General features: G+C 67.7%; 22 protein-coding genes. 19 read left to right on the forward strand and 3 right to left on the reverse strand.

All coding sequences use genetic code 11. From position 1 onward, the window contains the following. Window positions 1-6 precede the first annotated feature (6 nt). Both accB and aroQ read right to left on the reverse strand, forming a co-directional pair. Window positions 7-492: an acetyl-CoA carboxylase biotin carboxyl carrier protein gene (gene accB, locus SMN802W_RS16560; RefSeq protein ID WP_037523443.1), complete on the reverse strand. Its 486-nt coding sequence runs from the start codon at window positions 490-492 to the stop codon at window positions 7-9. Window positions 493-535: 43 nt separating this feature from the next. Beyond that, on the reverse strand, window positions 536-982 hold the full coding sequence (aroQ, locus tag SMN802W_RS0106320; RefSeq protein WP_019516058.1) for a type II 3-dehydroquinate dehydratase: 447 nt from the start codon (window positions 980-982) through the stop codon (window positions 536-538). A 182-nt stretch (window positions 983-1164) separates the two neighbouring features. Here aroQ and thiS point away from each other — a divergent pair, with 182 nt between their 5' ends. Continuing rightward, the gene (gene thiS, locus SMN802W_RS0106325) at window positions 1165-2172 is read left to right on the forward strand and encodes a sulfur carrier protein ThiS (RefSeq protein ID WP_019516059.1); all 1008 of its coding nucleotides are present in this window, start codon (window positions 1165-1167) and stop codon (window positions 2170-2172) included. Window positions 2173-2257: 85 nt separating this feature from the next. Further along, a complete protein-coding gene (locus SMN802W_RS0106330) occupies window positions 2258-2440 on the forward strand; it encodes a CsbD family protein (RefSeq protein WP_019516060.1) in 183 nt (60 codons plus the stop codon). Between the two features lie 84 nt (window positions 2441-2524). On the opposite strand, the gene SMN802W_RS0106335 is transcribed toward SMN802W_RS0106330, so the two are convergent. After that, complete coding sequence (locus SMN802W_RS0106335; RefSeq protein WP_019516061.1) at window positions 2525-4186, reverse strand: thiamine pyrophosphate-binding protein; 1662 nt, start codon at window positions 4184-4186, stop codon at window positions 2525-2527. Window positions 4187-4280: 94 nt separating this feature from the next. Here SMN802W_RS0106335 and SMN802W_RS0106340 point away from each other — a divergent pair, with 94 nt between their 5' ends. The 17 genes from SMN802W_RS0106340 (at window position 4281) to SMN802W_RS0106420 (ending at window position 17471) form a co-directional block, all read left to right on the forward strand. Beyond that, a complete protein-coding gene (locus SMN802W_RS0106340; RefSeq protein ID WP_019516062.1) occupies window positions 4281-5201 on the forward strand; it encodes an SMP-30/gluconolactonase/LRE family protein in 921 nt (306 codons plus the stop codon). A gap of 65 nt (window positions 5202-5266) precedes the next feature. Beyond that, window positions 5267-5917: an HAD-IA family hydrolase gene (locus SMN802W_RS0106345; RefSeq protein ID WP_019516063.1), complete on the forward strand. Its 651-nt coding sequence runs from the start codon at window positions 5267-5269 to the stop codon at window positions 5915-5917. Window positions 5918-6019: 102 nt separating this feature from the next. Continuing rightward, window positions 6020-6751: a 3-oxoacid CoA-transferase subunit A gene (locus SMN802W_RS0106350; RefSeq protein WP_019516064.1), complete on the forward strand. Its 732-nt coding sequence runs from the start codon at window positions 6020-6022 to the stop codon at window positions 6749-6751. A 130-nt stretch (window positions 6752-6881) separates the two neighbouring features. Beyond that, window positions 6882-7709, forward strand: a complete 828-nt coding sequence (locus SMN802W_RS0106355) for an HAD family acid phosphatase (protein WP_019516065.1) — start codon at window positions 6882-6884, stop codon at window positions 7707-7709. Beyond that, on the forward strand, window positions 7709-8356 hold the full coding sequence (locus tag SMN802W_RS0106360) for a CoA transferase subunit B (RefSeq protein ID WP_019516066.1): 648 nt from the start codon (window positions 7709-7711) through the stop codon (window positions 8354-8356). Before SMN802W_RS0106355 ends, SMN802W_RS0106360 begins: the two co-directional genes overlap by 1 nt. Before the next feature lie 19 nt (window positions 8357-8375). Beyond that, the gene (locus SMN802W_RS0106365) at window positions 8376-9278 is read left to right on the forward strand and encodes an alpha/beta hydrolase fold domain-containing protein (protein ID WP_019516067.1); all 903 of its coding nucleotides are present in this window, start codon (window positions 8376-8378) and stop codon (window positions 9276-9278) included. 70 nt (window positions 9279-9348) lie between these two features. Further along, window positions 9349-10776, forward strand: coding sequence for a 3-isopropylmalate dehydratase large subunit (gene leuC, locus SMN802W_RS0106370; RefSeq protein ID WP_026325825.1), 1428 nt, complete (start codon window positions 9349-9351; stop codon window positions 10774-10776). 23 nt (window positions 10777-10799) lie between these two features. Then, complete coding sequence (locus tag SMN802W_RS18815; protein ID WP_019516069.1) at window positions 10800-10922, forward strand: hypothetical protein; 123 nt, start codon at window positions 10800-10802, stop codon at window positions 10920-10922. Between the two features lie 4 nt (window positions 10923-10926). Then, window positions 10927-11556 (forward strand): 3-isopropylmalate dehydratase small subunit, encoded by a 630-nt coding sequence (gene leuD, locus SMN802W_RS0106380; RefSeq protein WP_026325826.1) that lies wholly within the window; start codon window positions 10927-10929, stop codon window positions 11554-11556. Continuing rightward, window positions 11519-12520, forward strand: a complete 1002-nt coding sequence (locus SMN802W_RS0106385) for an NADPH:quinone oxidoreductase family protein (RefSeq protein WP_019516071.1) — start codon at window positions 11519-11521, stop codon at window positions 12518-12520. Before leuD ends, SMN802W_RS0106385 begins: the two co-directional genes overlap by 38 nt. Before the next feature lie 70 nt (window positions 12521-12590). Continuing rightward, window positions 12591-12914 carry a DUF1476 domain-containing protein gene (locus tag SMN802W_RS0106390; RefSeq protein WP_019516072.1) on the forward strand — a complete coding sequence of 108 codons (324 nt, stop codon included), beginning with the start codon at window positions 12591-12593 and terminating at the stop codon, window positions 12912-12914. A gap of 5 nt (window positions 12915-12919) precedes the next feature. Then, window positions 12920-13153 carry a BolA/IbaG family iron-sulfur metabolism protein gene (locus SMN802W_RS0106395; RefSeq protein WP_026325827.1) on the forward strand — a complete coding sequence of 78 codons (234 nt, stop codon included), beginning with the start codon at window positions 12920-12922 and terminating at the stop codon, window positions 13151-13153. A 39-nt stretch (window positions 13154-13192) separates the two neighbouring features. Then, a complete protein-coding gene (gene grxD, locus SMN802W_RS0106400; RefSeq protein WP_019516074.1) occupies window positions 13193-13519 on the forward strand; it encodes a Grx4 family monothiol glutaredoxin in 327 nt (108 codons plus the stop codon). Between the two features lie 316 nt (window positions 13520-13835). After that, a complete protein-coding gene (locus SMN802W_RS0106405) occupies window positions 13836-14204 on the forward strand; it encodes a BlaI/MecI/CopY family transcriptional regulator (protein WP_026325828.1) in 369 nt (122 codons plus the stop codon). After that, the gene (locus tag SMN802W_RS0106410) at window positions 14201-15853 is read left to right on the forward strand and encodes a M56 family metallopeptidase (RefSeq protein WP_019516076.1); all 1653 of its coding nucleotides are present in this window, start codon (window positions 14201-14203) and stop codon (window positions 15851-15853) included. Before SMN802W_RS0106405 ends, SMN802W_RS0106410 begins: the two co-directional genes overlap by 4 nt. Before the next feature lie 56 nt (window positions 15854-15909). Then, on the forward strand, window positions 15910-16779 hold the full coding sequence (locus SMN802W_RS0106415; RefSeq protein WP_019516077.1) for an MBL fold metallo-hydrolase: 870 nt from the start codon (window positions 15910-15912) through the stop codon (window positions 16777-16779). After that, entirely contained in the window at window positions 16776-17471 is a 696-nt protein-coding gene (locus SMN802W_RS0106420; RefSeq protein ID WP_019516078.1) for a DUF4230 domain-containing protein, read from the forward strand. Before SMN802W_RS0106415 ends, SMN802W_RS0106420 begins: the two co-directional genes overlap by 4 nt. Window positions 17472-17491 lie beyond the last annotated feature (20 nt).

Raw genomic sequence — 17491 nt, forward strand, 5'->3', positions numbered from 1 at the left:
GGGTGCTTACTCGACCACCACGAGCGGCTGGTCGAATTCGACCGGCTGGCCGTTCTCGACCAGCACCGCCTTGACCGTACCGGCGGAGGGCGCGGTGATCGGGTTCATCACCTTCATGGCTTCCACGATCAGCAGCGTGTCGCCCGCGGCGACGCTCTGCCCGACGCTCGCGAACGGCTTCGCGCCCGGCTCGGCCGAAAGATAAACGGTGCCGACCATCGGCGAACGTACCGCATTCGCGTCGCTGGGCGCCGACGGTCCGGCGTTGTCGACCTGCGGCGCGGCGGCGGCGGGTGCAGTCGCCGGAGCGGGCGCGGCGGCATAGTGCATCGGTGCGGCGGCGACCGGTGCGGCCTTGCGCGCGACGCGGATCTTGCGGTCGCCGTCCTCGACCTCGATCTCGGTCAGCTGCGTGGTGTCGAGCAGCTCGGCGAGCTGGCGAACGAGGTTCACGTCGACCTGCATCGCACCACCCCCATTTGCTTCGTTCATGTCGGCCATCAGCCTTGATTCCCCTTCAAGGGCGCGCGCTGTGTCAGAACTGTGCCGCCGCTTCAAGCGCGAGGGCGTAGGACAGCGCGCCGAAACCCGCAACCGTTCCGCGGGCGGCGCGTCCGACGAAGGAGGTGTGGCGGAAGTCCTCACGCGTGTGCGGATTGGACAGATGCACCTCGATCACCGGCGTGCGGATCGCCTTGATCGCGTCATACAGCGCGATCGAGGTGTGGGTGAACGCGCCCGCGTTCAGGATCACCGCGCGCGCATCATACGCCTGTGCCTCGTGCAGCCAGTCGACCAGATGCCCTTCGTGGTTCGACTGCCGCATGTCGATGCTCAGCCCGAGTTCCCGCGCGCGGTCCTCCAGCCGCCCGGCGATGTCGTCGAGCGTGTCGTGGCCGTAGATTTCCGGTTCGCGCGTGCCGAGCAGGTTGAGGTTGGGGCCGTTCAGGACGAACACGGTGGTGCTATCGGGTGCAGGCATCGGCGAGCGGCTTTCTTGAACACCGGCGGCGCCGGGATTAGGTGGCGGGTCGTCACCTCTCTAGCCCGCTCGCCCCTCGCTTGTCGAAGGGCCGCGCTTCGTTCCGCCGGGAAGACGAGGCACGGGGCTGGCGATCACGCAACCCGTATTGGACGGGGGCGCGCGCCCTCGAAGCGACCACCATGCCCCATTCCGACGGAACCGTCTCGATTGTCGTCAACGGCGAGCACAAGCGCGTCAAGGCGGGGCTGACGATCGCGGACCTCGCCGAACAGCTGGGACTGATACCCGAGAAGGTCGCGGTCGAGCGCAATCTGGAGATCGTGCCGCGCTCGACGCTGTCGCAGGTCTGCGTCGAGGACGGCGACGAGTTGGAGATTGTCCATTTTGTTGGCGGGGGCGACCATGCTCAGCCGATCGCGGACGACACGTGGACTGTCGCGGGCAAGACCTTCCGCTCGCGCCTGATCGTCGGCACGGGCAAGTACAAGGACTTTGCGCAGAACGCCGCTGCGCTTGAGGCATCGGGCGCGGAGATCGTCACGGTCGCGGTGCGGCGCGTCAACGTCAGCGATCCCAAGGCGCCGATGCTGACCGACTTCATCGATCCCAAGAGGGTGACGTACCTGCCCAACACCGCAGGCTGCTTCACCGCCGATGACGCGATCCGCACGCTCAGGTTGGCGCGCGAGGCGGGCGGCTGGGACCTCGTCAAGCTGGAGGTGCTGGGCGAGGCGCGGACGCTCTACCCCGACATGCGCGAGACGCTGAAGGCGACCGAGGTGCTGGTGCGCGAAGGCTTCAAGCCGATGGTCTATTGCGTCGACGATCCGATCGCGGCGAAGCAGCTGGAGGAAGCAGGTGCGGTCGCGATCATGCCGCTTGGCGCGCCGATCGGGTCGGGGCTGGGCATCCAGAACCGCGTCACGATCCGCCTGATCGTCGAGGGCGCGAAGGTGCCGGTGCTGGTCGACGCCGGCGTCGGCTGCGCCTCGGATGCGGCGGTGGCGATGGAACTCGGCTGCGACGGCGTGCTGATGAACACCGCGATCGCGGAGGCAAAGGACCCGATCCTGATGGCGGCGGCGATGAAGGCGGCGGTCGAGGGAGGGAGGATGAGCTACCGCGCCGGGCGCATGGGACAGCGCCGCTACGCCGACCCGTCGAGTCCGCTTGCCGGGCTGATCTGAGTCAAACCGGGCGCGGAACAAGTTTAGTGCCGCCTCGTTTCTTCTTCACCGGGTTCAATCAGCCTGAAACGAAGGAGTAATCGCGATGGGTGAACTGACCGACAAGATCAAGGGCAACGTCAACGAGGCGATTGGCAAGGCCAAGGAAGCACTTGGCGACCATAACAACGATGCCAGCCTTGCCGCAGAAGGTGAAGCGCAGCAGGCGAAGGGCAAGGGCGAGCAGATGAAGGGCAGCGTCAAGGGCGCTCTCGGCGACAACATCTGATTTCGTTCGGCTTTACTGCCGACAGGGCCGTTCCGCACCGCGGAGCGGCCTTTTTGTTTGCGGGATCTGGTCGTCGATCCTGCGTTAGCGGCTGCGGATCGCTTCAAGCGTCGTCGCAGCGGTGATGGCCTCGACGTCGGTCTTTAGATGCAGCAGCCGCACGCCGTCCTGTGCCATCGCGCGGTCGAGCGCGGGTGCGAAATCAGCTGTTGTTTCGATGGTCTCCGCCCAGCAGCCGTAGGCTCGCGCGAGCGCCGCGAAGTCGGGATTGTGGAGCTGCGTCGCCGACACGCGGCGGGGAAACTCGCGCTCCTGGTGCATGCGGATCGTGCCATAGGCGCCGTTGTCGACGAGGATCAGCAGCAGCGACGCATCGTGCTGCACCGCGGTCGCAAGCTCCTGCCCGTTCATCAGGAAGTCGCCGTCGCCTGCCACCGCGACGACCGTCCGCCCGGGGCGACGCAGGCTTGCCGCAACCGCCGCGGGCACGCCATAGCCCATCGCGCCGCTGGTGGGCGCAAGCTGCGTGCCCGGACCGGCGTAGCGCCAGTAGCGGTGCCACCAGCCCGAGAAATTACCCGCCCCGTTGCAGATGATCGTGTCGGCGGGCAGGCGCTCGCGCATCGCGGTGACGCATGGGCCGAGGTCGAGCGCCACGCCTTTGCGGGAAGCCGGCGTTGTCCACGCTTCGTACTCGGCGCGCGCCCCGGCGGCACTCGGGTGAGCGGGGCCGTCGATCGTCAGCAGTGCCTCGGCGAACTCCGGCATGCCGGCGCAGATCGCAAGATCGGTGCGATAGGTCATGCCGAGCTCGTTCGCGTCCGGGTGAACGTGAACCAGCCGCTGCCCGGGATGCTCGGGTGTGACGAGCGTGTAGCCGTCGGTCGTCGCCTCGCCCAGGCGCGGACCGATCGCCAGCAGCAGGTCGGCGTCCTTTACCCGCGAGACCAGTCTGGGGTTGGGGCCGTAGCCAAGGTTGCCCGCATAGGCCGGGCAGTCATTCGGCACCGCGTCCTGTCGCCGGAACGCGGCCACCAGCGGTACGCCGGTGCGGTCCGCCCAGGCGGCGATATTCTCGGCCGCGCGCTCGTCCCAGCCCGCGCCGCCGATCACCGCCACCGGCCGCTCGGCAGTGGCGAGCAGATCGGCGAGTTGCGCCATGGCCGCGGTGCCGGGTGCCTGCGCCGCGCGCTCGACGCGCGGGCGATCGACCGCCTCGACTCGGTCGAGCAGCATGTCCTCGGGCAGCGCTAGCACGACCGGGCCGGGGCGTCCGTTCATCGCGACCGCATAGGCGTGCGCGACATATTCGGGAATACGGCGCGCGTCGTCGATGCGAGCGGCCCATTTGGCGACGGGGGCGAACATCGCCTCGAAGTTTATTTCCTGAAACGCCTCGCGGTCGCGCGTGCCGCGGTCGACATCGCCGACGAACAGGATCATCGGCTGCGAGTCCTGCCGCGCGACGTGAACCCCGATGCTGGCGTTGGTCGCACCCGGCCCGCGCGTGACGAACGCGATGCCGGGACGATGCGTCAGCGCGCCATCGGCACAGGCCATGAAGGCGACTCCGCCCTCCTGCCGGCACACCACCGTCTGGATTGCGGGCACGTCGACCAGCGCGTCGAGCACCGCCAGGAAACTCTCCCCCGGTACGGTGAAGATCCGCTCGCAGCCTTGTGCGACGAGCTGGTCGACGAGGATGCGCCCGCCGGTCCTGATGGTCTCGGTCGTGTTGCTTTGCATGGTCGCTGCCTAGCGCGCGGCAGCGTGAGGCGGCAAGCGCTTGCGCTCGGTGACGGCCTGTTCGATCCTCCGCTCAGAACAGAAGGAGAGGATCATGGCGGCGTTCGAGCTGGTGGCGGATGGGTTGCGCTTTCCCGAGGGGCCGGTCGTCATGCCTGATGGCAGCGTCATTCTGGTCGAGATTGAAGCGGGGCGCATCACGCGCGTGACGCCTGATGGGCGCAAGGTGGTGGTGGCGACCCCCGGCGGCGGCCCCAACGGCCTGGCACTCGGCCCCAACGGGATGCTCTATTGCTGCAACAACGGCGGGTTCCATTATGTCGAGAGCAACGGAATGCTCGCGCCCCACGGCATTGCGGCGGATTATTCGGGCGGACGGATCGAGCGGATCGATCCTGCGACCGGCCGCGTCGAGGTGCTGTACCGCTCGGGCGATCACGGCGTTACCCTGCGCGGCCCCAACGACATCGTGTTCGATGCGCACGGCGGCTTCTGGTTCACCGATCACGGCAAGATCGACTATGCCAAGCGTTGCCACGACGTCGTCGGCGTCTTCTACGCGAAAGCGGACGGCAGCTTCATCGAGGAGGTGATCTTTCCGTCGATGAACCCCAACGGCATCGGCCTCTCGCCCGATGGCCAAACGCTCTACGCCGCGGAAACCTACACCTGCCGGCTGATGAAGTTCAACGTGACCGCACCGGGCAAGGTCGCGGCGGACGCGGGGCCGGGGGGTCCGGGCATCCCGCTGTACCGACCGGCGGGGTACAAGTTCTTCGATTCGCTGGGCATGGAGGCGTCGGGCAACATCTGCATCGCGACGATCGGCGAATGCGGCATCAGCGTCGTCTCGCCCGCAGGCGAGCTGGTCGAGTTCGTCGCCACCGACGACGTCTTCACCACCAACATCGCGTTCGGCGGCGCGGACATGATGGATACGTACATCACGCTGTCAGGCACCGGGCGGCTGGTGAAGACGCGCTGGGCGCGGCCTGGATTGACGCTGCAGCATTGACCCACGTGGACAAGCGTCGCGGGAGCGGCGATGAGCGCGGCGAACGATGAAGGGGGCAGGGCCAAGTGCGTGACACGGTGATCTTCGACTTCGGCGGCGTCATCACGTCGTCACCCTTTGAGGCGTTCGCGCGGATGGAGCGTGAGCGCGGGCTGCCGGAGAACCTGATCCGCCGCATCAACGCGACCGATCCCGACACCAACGCCTGGGCGCGTTTCGAGCGCGCGGAGATCGACGCCGCGGGCTTCGATGCCGCCTTCGCCGCAGAAGCGCGCGCGCTGGGGCACGAATTGCGCGGCGACGACGTGCTGGCGCTGCTGGCGGGCGACATCCGGCCACGCATGGTCCACGCGCTCGATTGGTTGAAGCACAACGGCTATCACCTCGGCTGCATCACCAACAACGTGCCCGCAGGCGAGGGCGCCGGCATGTCGCGCAACGCCGAAAAGGCTGCGCAGGTCGCGGAAGTGCTCGAACGCTTCGACCATGTGATCGAATCGAGCAAGGTGGGCCTGCGCAAGCCCGATCCGAAGATCTACCGCATGATGCTCGACACCCTTGGGAAGGCGGCGGACCAGTGCGTCTACCTCGACGATCTCGGCATCAACTGCAAACCGGCGGCGGCGCTGGGGATGGCGGCGATCAAGGTCGAGAGCGAGGGGCAGGCGCTCGACGATCTAGCGCGCGCGCTCGGCGTCATGCCGGGGTCGTTTTGATCGCGGCGGCCCTCGTCCTTGCCCATTCGACCGGCCGGTTCTCTGCGACGTTGACCGCGTTGCCTGCGCCCCGTTAAGCGACTGGCCGAGAGAGAGGCTGTGATGAAGAAGCTTTACCCCGATGCGGCCGCGGCGCTCGACGGTCTGCTGTTCGACGGCATGACGATCTGTGCCGGCGGGTTCGGTCTGTGCGGCGTGCCCGAGCGGCTGATCGACGCGATCCGCGACGCGGGGACCCGCGACCTGACAATCGCCAGCAACAATGCCGGGATCGACGGCGAGGGGCTCGGCAAGCTGTTGCGCACGCGCCAGGTCAGGAAGATGATTTCGAGCTACGTCGGCGAGAACAAGGAGTTCGAGCGGCAATATCTGTCCGGTGAGCTCGAGGTCGAGTTCTGCCCTCAGGGGACGCTTGCGGAACGGTGCCGCGCGGGCGGTGCGGGCATCCCCGGCTTCTATACCAAGACGGGCGTCGGCACGCTGGTAGCCGAGGGCAAGGAGGTAAAGTCGTTCGACGGAGAGGATTACATCCTCGAACGCGGTATCCGCGCCGACATCTCGATCATCAAGGGGTGGAAGGCGGACGAGAGCGGCAACCTCATCTTCCGCAAGACAGCGCGGAACTTCAACCAGCCGATGGCGACCGCAGGGCGCGTCTGCGTCGCTGAGGTGGAGGAAGTGGTGCCAGTCGGCACGCTCGACTCCGATCACATCCATTTGCCCGGCATCTACGTCAAGCGGATGATCGTCGGCGCGCCATATGACAAGAAGATCGAGTTCCGCCTGACCCGACCGCGCGCCGAGGCGAGCGCGGCGGCGGGCAGCGAGGTCTGACGCCGTGCGGCTAACGCTAATCGGGGTGCTCGCGGCGGCAACGGCGCTGGTCGGGTGTGCGACGCAGCCACGAGTTGACGTGGCTTTACCCGGCATGCCGCCGATGATCCCGTCGGCGCCACCCGCCAGTATGGCGTACCTCTACGGCTCGGCCGAGGCGGATGCGCTGAGCGAGCAGGCGTATAACGGGATGCTCGGCTACGTTCGCGCGCTGCTCGACCGTGCGCGCGACGCACGCGGGCGGCTGCCGCACCAGCGTGCTGCCGGCACGCTGCCGCGCTGGCCCGTGAGTGCGTCGGCGGTACTGGCGGCGGGATCGACCGCCGCGGTGCCGCAGCCGACGTCGTGCGGCACGCTGCCGCCCGCGGTGGTGCTCGACATGGACGAGACGACGGTCCTGAACCTCGGCTACGAATATAACGACGCGCAGACCGGGCAGGCGTATGACGCCAAGCGATGGGACGCGTGGGAGCGTGGCGGCGCGGACAAGGTCGTGGCGGTACCCGGCGCGGTGGCGGCGTTCCGGCAACTGCACGCGGCGGGCGTCGCGGTCGTCATCAACACCAATCGCAGCGCCGCCAACGCCGCCGACACCGCACGCGCGCTTGCCGATGCCGGGCTCGGCACGTTCGAGCACGGCAAGACGTTGTGGCTGAAGGGCGACGCAGACGGCAAGTCGGGCAAGGACGGCCGCCGCCAAGCGATTGCTGAGCGTTACTGCGTTGTCGCGCAGATGGGCGATCAGCTCGGCGACTTCGCCGATTTCTTCAACCCGCCAGGGCCAGCGCCCGCCTCGGGCCGGCGCCTGTTGCCCAGCACCAGCCGTCTCGTTGCACGCTGGGGCGCAGGGTGGTTCATCCTGCCCAATCCCGTCTACGGCACCGGGCTCGGCTCGGGCTGGGACGATACCTTTCCCGCGGAGCGCCGCTGGAGCCAGACGCCCGAAGGAGTGAGATAATGGCTGAGAAGACGGGCTGGGACCGCAACGGCATGGCCGCGCGCGCGGCGAAGGAGCTGCAGGACGGCTTCTACGTCAACCTCGGCATCGGCATCCCGACGCTGGTCGCGAACAACATCCCCGATGGCATGACGGTGACACTCCAGTCGGAGAACGGGATGCTCGGCATCGGCCCATTCCCGTACGAGGGCGAGGAGGACGCCGACCTGATCAACGCCGGCAAGCAGACGATCAGCGAACTGCCACAGAGTGCCTATTTCGGATCGGAGCAAAGCTTCGCGATGATCCGCGGCGGGCACATCGACCTGACCGTGCTCGGCGCGATGGAGGTGGCACAGAACGGCGACATCGCCAACTGGATGATCCCGGGCAAGATGATCAAGGGCATGGGCGGCGCGATGGACCTCGTTGCGGGCGTCAAGAAGATCATCGTCGTGATGGAGCACACGTCCAAGGACGGCAGCCCGAAGTTCATCCCGGCGTGCTCGCTGCCGCTGACGGGCAGGAACGTCGTCGACATGATCGTTACCGATCTGGCGGTGTTCCAACGCCCCGATCACCAGTCGCCGTTCCGGCTGGTCGAGCTCGCGCCCGGCATCACCGCGGACGAGGTCGAGGCCAAGACGACCGCCAACTACGTTTCCTGAATCTGATGGTGGCGCGGCGATGATGTGGCGCTGGTCGATCGGCGCGCTCGCCGCGGTGTTGCTGGTGGCGGCTGCGGTCTACCTGTTCGTGCCTGCGCCGCGCGTGCTGAGTTGGTTCGACCGGGCGATGGGCGGCGGACGCGGCGTCGAACTCGCCGGCGACGCGGTGCCGTTCGGGAGCAACGGGCAGACGCTCGATGTGTGGCGCCCGACCAAGCCCGCGGCGGGCAAGCGGCCGGTGATCGTCTTCATCTACGGTGGCGGCTGGGCGAACGGCGATCGGCGCAGTTACGCCTTTGCCGCACGCGCGTTCGCTCGTGCCGGGTTCGTCGTGGTCGTGCCCGACTACCGCAAGGTCCCGCAGGTGCGCTTCCCGACCTTCGTGCAGGACGGCGCGGCGGCGGTGCACTGGGTGCGCGACCACGTCGCCGAATACGGCGGCGACCCGGCCCGAGTCGCGCTCGCGGGGCATTCGGCGGGCGCATACAACGCCGTCATGCTCGCGTTAGACCAGCGCTGGCTGCGCGCGGAAGGCGTCGACCCGCACATCGTCAAGGCAGCGGTGGGTTTGAGCGGTCCCTACGATTTCTACCCCTTCGACAAGCCGCGCTCGCGCGAGGCGATGCTGGGCGTCGCCGATCCGATGGCGACGCAGCCGGTCACGTTCGCGCGCGGTGACGCCCCGCCGCTGCTGCTCGTCACCAGCAGCCGCGATACGCAGGTGCGACCGTACAACGCTTATCACCTGTTCGAGCGCGTGAAGGCGGCCGGCGGTCGCGCGAAGCTGGTCGAGCATGACGGACTGACCCACGAGAATGTCGTCATGGCGCTGTCGGTGCCGTTTCGTCGGCTGGCACCGGTGCTGGACGAAAGCGTCGCCTTCATCGACGCTGCGGTGAGCCGCAGTGATCGAGTGAAATAAACGAAGCGTTCTTCGCTGTTTCTGCATTGTTTCCTTTCGCCAGCGGCGCTTCTTGGTTAAGGCGCGCGCGATGTCACACCAACCACGCACATTGTACGAAAAGGTCTGGGACGCCCATGTCGTGGAGCGTCGCGACGATGGCTCCTGCCTCCTCTACATCGACCGCCACCTCGTTCACGAAGTGACCAGTCCGCAGGCGTTCGAGGGCTTGCGCGTCGGCAATCGCCGGGTACGTCGCCCCGACCTGACGCTCGCGGTGCCCGACCATAACCTGCCCACAACCGCGCGGGTCGACGCCGCTGGGCGCGAGTTGCCGATTGCCGATCGTGACAGCGCGGAGCAGTTGGACGCGCTGCGCCGCAACGTGGCCGACTTCGGCGTGCCGTACATCGATGCGCTGGCGGCGGAGCAGGGGATCGTCCACGTCGTTGGGCCGGAACAGGGCTTTACCTTGCCCGGCACCACGGTCGTGTGCGGCGACAGCCACACGTCGGCGCATGGTGCACTCGGCGCGCTCGCCTTCGGAATCGGCACCAGCGAGGTCGAGCACGTGCTCGCGGCGCAGACGCTGATCCTGTCGCCGTCGAAGACGATGGAGGTGCGCGTCGACGGCACGCTCGGCTTTGGCGTGTCGGCGAAGGACGTGGTGCTGTCGATCATCAGCCGCATCGGCGCGGCCGGCGGCACGGGCTATGTGATCGAATTCACCGGCGAGGTGATCCGCAACCTGTCGGTCGAGGGGCGGCTGACGGTCGCCAACATGAGCATCGAGGGCGGCGCGCGCGCCGGCATGATCGCGCCCGACGAGACGACCTTTGCATATCTGAAAGGCCGCCCGATGGCGCCTTCCGGCGCCGACTGGAACCGCGCGGTCGAATGGTGGCGCACGCTGCCGAGCGACGCGGGTGCGCGCTATGATCGCACCGTGACCTTGTCGGCGAGCGACATCGCGCCCGCGCTCACCTGGGGCACCAGCCCCGAGGATGTGGTCGCGATTACCGGCGTCGTGCCCGAGCCGGAGAGCTTCGCCGATCCGTCGAAGCAGGCGGCGGCGCGCAAGTCGCTCGACTATATGGGGCTGACGCCGGGCACGCGGATGCAGGACGTGGCCGTCCAGCACGTCTTCATCGGCAGCTGCACCAACAGCCGGATCGAGGATTTGCGCGCCGCCGCGCAGGTAGCGAGCGGCCGGCGTGTCGCCGCTGGCGTCCGCGCGATGGTCGTGCCGGGCTCGGGCCTCGTCAAGCGTCAGGCTGAAGCGGAGGGGCTCGATCGCGTCTTTGCGGAAGCCGGGTTCGAGTGGCGCGAACCGGGCTGTTCGATGTGCCTGGCGATGAACCCTGACAAGGTGCCGCCTGGTGAGCGCTGCGCGTCGACATCCAACCGGAATTTCGTCGGGCGGCAGGGTCCCGGCGCGCGTACGCATCTGCTAAGCCCCGCAATGGCGGCGGCGGCGGCGGTCAGCGGTCGATTGACCGACGTGCGCGACCTGATCTGAACAACGACAACGGGGACAAAACCATGAAGATCGTTCTGGCACTTCTCGTCGCAGGTGCAGCCGTGAGCGGCGTCGCGGCCTATGCGGCGGTCGGCAAGGTGGCTGCGGGCGCCAATACGCCGCGCCCGGCCAAGTCGGCGCGCTGACGCGATGGAGCCGGTGATGCGCGTCTTGGGCACGGCTTATCCGTGGGGGCAAAAGAACGTCGATACTGACGTCATCATCCCCGCGCATTGGCTCAAGACGATCAAGCGCTCGGGGCTAGGCCGCGGCGCGTTTGAGGTGGTGCGCGCGCAACCCGGCAACATTTTCGACGATCCCCGCTTTGCCGGCAGCCCGATCCTGATCGCGGGCGATAACTTCGGCTGCGGGTCGAGTCGCGAGCATGCTGCCTGGGCGCTCGCCGACATGGGCGTACGCGCGGTGATCGCGCCGAGTTTCTCCGACATCTTTTCCGGCAATGCGTTCAAGAACGGCATCGTCACGGTGGTGCTGCCGCAGGAGGCGATCGACCGACTGATCGCGGTCGCGCAGGATCAGGAGATCACCGTCGATCTGGAGACGATGACGGTCACCACGCCGTACCAGGACCGCTTCACCTTTGCGCTCGATCCGTTTCGTCGCCGCTGCCTGATGGAGGGGCTGGACGAGGTCGGTCTGACGCTGGCAAAGGATACCGCGATTTCGAAATTCGAGGAGGCGATGCATCAGCAGCGCCCCTGGATCAAGGATAGGAGCGGAAATGCGGGCATTGCTGTCGAGGGCGCCGGGCGGACCTGAAACACTGGAGATCGGCGAACTGCCCGATCCCGCCGTTGGCGAGGGGCAGGTCGTTGTCGCGATCAAGGCGTGCGCGATCAACTTTCCCGACGTGCTCGTTATCGAGGACAAGTATCAGATGCGCCCGCCGCGCCCGTTCGCACCGGGTGGCGAGGTGTCGGGCGTGGTCGAACAGGTCGGCGCGGGGGTGACCCGCTTCAAGGTCGGCGACCGCGTCATGGGCAACACCAGCATGGGCGGGTTGAGCGAGAAGGCGCTGTTCGCCGAAAACGCGCTCTATCCCGTGCCCGAGGAACGCAGTTTCGAGGAAGCCGCCGCGCTGCTGCTGACTTACGGCACGACGATCCACGCGCTGGTCGATCGCGGACATATCAAGGCAGGCGATAACCTGCTGGTGCTGGGTGCGGCGGGCGGAGTCGGGCTGGCGGCGGTCGAACTCGGCAAGGCTTTCGGTGCGCGCGTGATCGGCGCGGTGTCGAGCGAGGAGAAGGCGCAGGCAGTGCGCGACGCGGGTGCGGACGACGTGATCGTCTATGGCCGCGGACCGTTCAACAAGGACGAGTCGAAGGCGCTGGCCGAACAGTTCAAGGAAAAGGGCGGCAAGGCCGGCTTCCAGCTGATCTACGACGCGGTGGGCGGCGACTATGCCGAACCCGCGCTGCGCTCGATCGGCTGGGAAGGGCGCTACCTCGTCATCGGCTTTCCCGCCGGCATCCCCAAGCTGCCGCTCAACCTCACCTTGCTGAAAAGCTGCGACGTGTGCGGCGTGTTCTGGGGCGCGTTCGCCGCGCGTGACCCGGAAGCCAATCGCGCCAACATCCAGCAGCTGTTCGAGCTGTGGAAGGATGGCCGCATCGCACCGCGCGTTACGCAAGTGTTTCCGCTCGAGCAGGGCGGTGACGCGATCGCCAAGATGGCGGCACGGCAGGCGATCGGGAAGCTGGTGGTGCGCGTCGCCGACTAGGCCGGCAGGGGCCCCGTTGCTTGTGCCGTGCGCGCGCTCTATCCGTCGAGGACGAGCAACGGGAGCTGCCATGACGACCTTTGACGACCGTGATCGCGGATTCGAGAACCAATATGCGCGCGACGAGGACATGGCGTTCCGCGTCACCGCGCGGCGGAACAAGCTCGTCGGACAATGGGCGGCGGCGCTGATGAAGCTGACGCCCGAGGAAACCGACGCCTACGCCAAGTCGGTCGTCCAGGCCGACTTCGAGGAGGCCGGCGATGAGGACGTGATGCGCAAGCTGCTGGGCGACCTGACTGCGGCCGGCGTGGCGACCGATGAAACGCAGGTACGTCAGGCACTGGCGCAGCAGATGATCGAGGCGCGTCGTCAGCTCCTCAAGGCGGAGTAGGCGCGATGCCGATGGAAGGTGATGAGATCGCCGCGCTGATCCGCGCCGGTATTCCCGATGCTGAGGTCGAGATGACCGATCTGGCCGGCGACAAGGACCATTGGTCGGCGCGGGTCACCAGCGCGTCATTCGCGGGCATGCCGCGCGTGCGCCAGCATCAGGCGGTCTATGCGGCGCTGGGCGGACGGATGGGCGGCGTGCTCCACGCCTTGCAGCTTACCACCGCCGTACCGAAATAACGGCGAGCGCATCGCTTACATAACAGGATTGCACAGACCATGACCGACGACGCCAACGCCCGCATCGATGCCGTGGTGAAGAACAATGCCGTGGTGCTGTTCATGAAGGGTACGCCGCTGTTCCCGCAATGCGGTTTCTCCAGCCGCGCGATCGCGATCCTGGAGCGGCTGGGCGTCGACTTCGAGAGCGTCGACGTGCTGCAGGATCAGGGTATCCGTCAGGGCATCAAAGCCTATTCCGATTGGCCGACGATCCCGCAACTGTATGTGAACGGCGAGTTCGTCGGCGGCTCCGACATTATGATGGAAATGTACGAAAGCGGCGAGCTGGCCGAGTTGTTCGCCGGGACGGCCGCCGCAGAGTAATTCGCCTGACTTTGGGGCGACGCTGTGACGGCGCGTCTTGGGCGGGCAGGACTTGCGTGAATGCCGGGTTGGGCGGGCGTCGCGAGATCGATACAGCGACGACCCGCCCAGCTGAAGCGTCATGCGCTCGGTAGCACAGCCAGTGTTGCAGATGTCATGCCATGTTGGCTGATTGGCGGCCAGCGCCGTTTCCATTGGTTAACTGGCGATGGCTGCGCGCTTCATCTGTAAAGGCAGTCGACACTCACGGCGTAGTTGACAACGCTTGTAGTCGATGCGACAAGACTACAGCTGTAGTTGACGAGAGGTGGCGCAAGTGGCCGAGCGGATCAGTGATGCCGAACATGCGGTGATGGAGGTGCTGTGGGACGAGAGCCCGCTCACCGCGCAGGACGTGACCGAGCGCGTCGACCCCGCCCGCGCCTGGAGTGCCGCGACAGTCAAGACGCTGCTCGGTCGGTTGCTCGGCAAGGGCGCGGTGCAGCATGAGGTCGATGGTCGTCGCTACCTCTACTCGCCCGCGGTCGCGCGCGAGGATTATGTCTCCGGCGAGTCGCGCCGGCTGATCGACCGACTGTTCGGCGGCAAGCTGACGCCCTTGGTCGCGCATCTGGCCGAGCGCGACGAATTGTCGCGGCAGGACATCGCCGAGATCGAAGCGTTGTTGAAGGCGCTGAAACAATGATCGCGCTCGCCGTGGAGGCGCTGGTCGCCTCAAGCGCGCTGATGCTGCTGGTGCTGGTCCTGCGCGCGCCCGTGCGGCGCGCGTTCGGGGCGCAGGTGGCGTATCTGCTCTGGCTGCTGCCGTTGCTGCGGCTGGTGTTGCCGCCACTGCCCGACGACTGGCACGCGACCGTCACGACGCCGATGACCGGCATGGGCGAGCGCGCGCTGGTGCTGATGGCGAACACCGCGCCTGCCGATGCCCCCGCGCTGGTCGCACCGGTGACGCAGCCGGCCGGGGCGGCCGGGTGGCTGGCGCTGTTGTGGCTCTCGGGTGCGGTCGCGATCCTGGCAGTGCAATTGACTCAGTATCTTCGTTTCCGCGCTCGCGTCCTGCGCACTGCAGTGCCGCTGACGCACATCGGCTCGGTCGAGGTGGTCGAGAGCGCCGCCGCGACCGGCCCGCTCGCGTTCGGGCTGTGGCGGCGCGTGGTCGCGTTTCCGCGCGACTTCGCCGAGCGCTACGATGCACAGGAACGCGAACTCGCTCTCGCGCATGAGGTCGGCCACCACCACCGCGGTGACCTGTGGGCGAACTGGGTCGCGCTCGGGCTGCTCGCGCTGCATTGGTTCAATCCGGTCGCCTGGATCGCCTTCCGCGCTTTTCGCGCCGACCAGGAGATGGCGAACGACGCCGGCGTCTTGGCGGGCGCCGGGCCCGAGTTCCGCCACGCCTACGGCTGCGCGATCGTGAAGGCCGCGCACGGGCGCGCGCTGACGCCGGCGTGTCACCTCAACACGATCAACGATCTGAAGGGCCGGTTGCGGATGCTGGCGCGCGGGCGCGTGTCACGCCGCCGCCTTGCCGCCGGCGGCGGCGCGGTGGCGCTGCTGGCCGGCACCGGCCTCGCGCTGACCGCCTCGGGCATGCCGGCCGCCGCGCGCGTTCGCGACGGGGTCGAGCACGTCACCGGCCTGCGCCTCGACACGCTCGACCGCACGTTCGCAGAGGCGATGCGCCCGCTCGCCCATGCGCGAACGACGAGCCGTGTGACCATCGTGGAGAACGGGCATGCCACGGTGCTGACGGGTGACGAGGCCGCTGCCTATGTCGCTCAGAACCCGGTGCCGATCGCACCGGTGCCGCCGGTACCCCCTCCGCCGCCGTCGACCGGTTACAATGCGCAAGCACCCGTTCCGCCGGCGACGCCGGTGCCGCCCGCCGTGCCCGTCGCGGTGAGCAGCGGACGCGGTGGTTGCGTCGATGGTGCGACCTCTGTCGTGCGCTCAAGCAACGGGCGTCGAGTGCTGATCTGTGAGACCGGCAGCGACGGCGATGTGACCGGGGTCAGCAGCGAGGCAATGGCTGACGCTCGCGAAGCGCAGCGTGACGCGAACTCGGCGCGGCAGGAAGCGCTGCGCGAAAGTATGGAGGCTCGCCGCGAGGCAATGCGAGAGGCGCGGGAAGCGCAGCGCGAAGCGATGCGTGTGCGACAGGAAGCGCTCCGCGAGAGCAACAGCGCGCTTCGATCCGCGCTCGGCAGCCTTGCGACGACCCGCGCAAGCCTTGCCGCCGACCGTGACCTGTCGGGCAGCGAGCGCGCCGATGCCTTGCGCGAGGTCGACAAGGCGCTGGCGCAGGTAAAGGCGCAGATGGCCGGTATCGACTGATGCCATCCGGGCGCGGCGCTTGCGTCGTCGCGCCCGACCCGCCATCTGGTCAGGCGATGGACGCCACGCCGCCGCCACCGACCGGGCTCGCGATCGAGCTCGAACCGCTCGTCACCCGCGTGCTTGCGCCCAATGCCTCACCGTACACCTACACGGGGACGCAGACCCATCTGGTCGGGACGACCGACCTCGCGATCATCGATCCGGGACCAGCGGATGACGCGCATCACGCCGCGCTGCTGCGCGCGATCGGCGGTCGGCCGGTCACCGCGATCCTCATCACGCATCACCACCGCGATCACAGCCCCGGTGCGCGTCGGCTCGCACAGGAGACGGGCGCGCCGATCGTCGGTGCCGCGCCGTTCGCGCTCAGCGACGGGGGTCCACGCGCCGACGCCGCCTTCGATCCCGACTATGCGCCCGATCGCGTTCTAGCCGATGGTGAGCGGGTGAGCGGCTCCGACTGGACGTTGGAGGCGATCGCAACGCCGGGCCATACCAGCAACCATCTCGCCTTTGCGTTGCATCAGACGAATGCGCTTTTCTCGGGCGATCATGTGATGGGATGGGCGACCAGCGTCATCTCGCCCCCCGATGGCGACATGGGTGAGTATATGGCGAGCCTCGAGAAGCTGCTCGGCCGTGACGACCGCGTCTATTACCCCGGCCACGGCTTGGAGATCGATCGGCCGCAGCGGCTGGTCCGCGGTATGCTAGGACATCGCAAGCAGCGCGAGGGGCAGATCATGCGCCTGCTCGCCGAAGGCGCGCGGACGATCCCGACGCTGGTTGAGAAGATGTACGTCGGGCTCGACCACCGGCTGCGTGGTGCCGCCGAGCGGTCGGTGCTCGCGCATCTGATCGACCTCGACCGGCGCGGTCTGGCGCGTGGAAATGGTGAGCAGTGGCGGTTGGCGGCGGCATGAACAACCTCGTCAAGACGGCGATCGGCCTCGCGGTCGCGGCCGCGATCGTGCTGGTCGCGGTGGCCGGCTATCGCCGCTACACCGACACTTACACCGTTGCGACCGATGAGAACGGCCTGGCGGTCGCGCGCGTAGTCACGGGGCGGCTCTATGGCAGCAGCGACCTTCGCGTCAGCCGCCTGTCGGGTATCGTGCAGGCGACCGCGGCCACCAGCCGGATGTGGGGCTGGCTGACATCGAGCCGCGTGGTGAAGGCGCCGTACGAGGTCGATTACTTTGTCGAGCTACAGTCGCTCTCTCCGCGCGACTTCCGCTACGACGAGGCGAACCGCCGTCTGCTCGTCGAGGTGCCCGATGTGGTGGTCGGACGCGCCAACATCGACGAGGCCAACGTGACGGTCGACCAGACCCGTGGCATGATCGTTTCACGCGACGCGATGGCGGAATTGCAGCGCCGCGTGTCGGGCACCGCGACGCGCGTGGTCCAGGCGAAAGCGCGCGAGCCGCAGAACATGCTCAAGGCGCGCGAGAACGGTCGCGCCGCGCTCGAACGGCTGTTCGGCGGTACGCTCGCCGCGGCAGGGCTGCCGGTCAGCGTCGAGGTGCGCTTCCGCGGTGAGCCGCGCGGTCGCGATGCGACGCAGTGGGATCTTACCCGCAGCCTGGAGGAAGTGCTCGGCAACGCTGCCTGATCGGTAGCGCTGACCACGAC

Source organism: Sphingomonas sp. Mn802worker, from assembly GCF_000382485.1.
Classification (GTDB): Bacteria; Pseudomonadota; Alphaproteobacteria; order Sphingomonadales; family Sphingomonadaceae; genus Sphingomonas.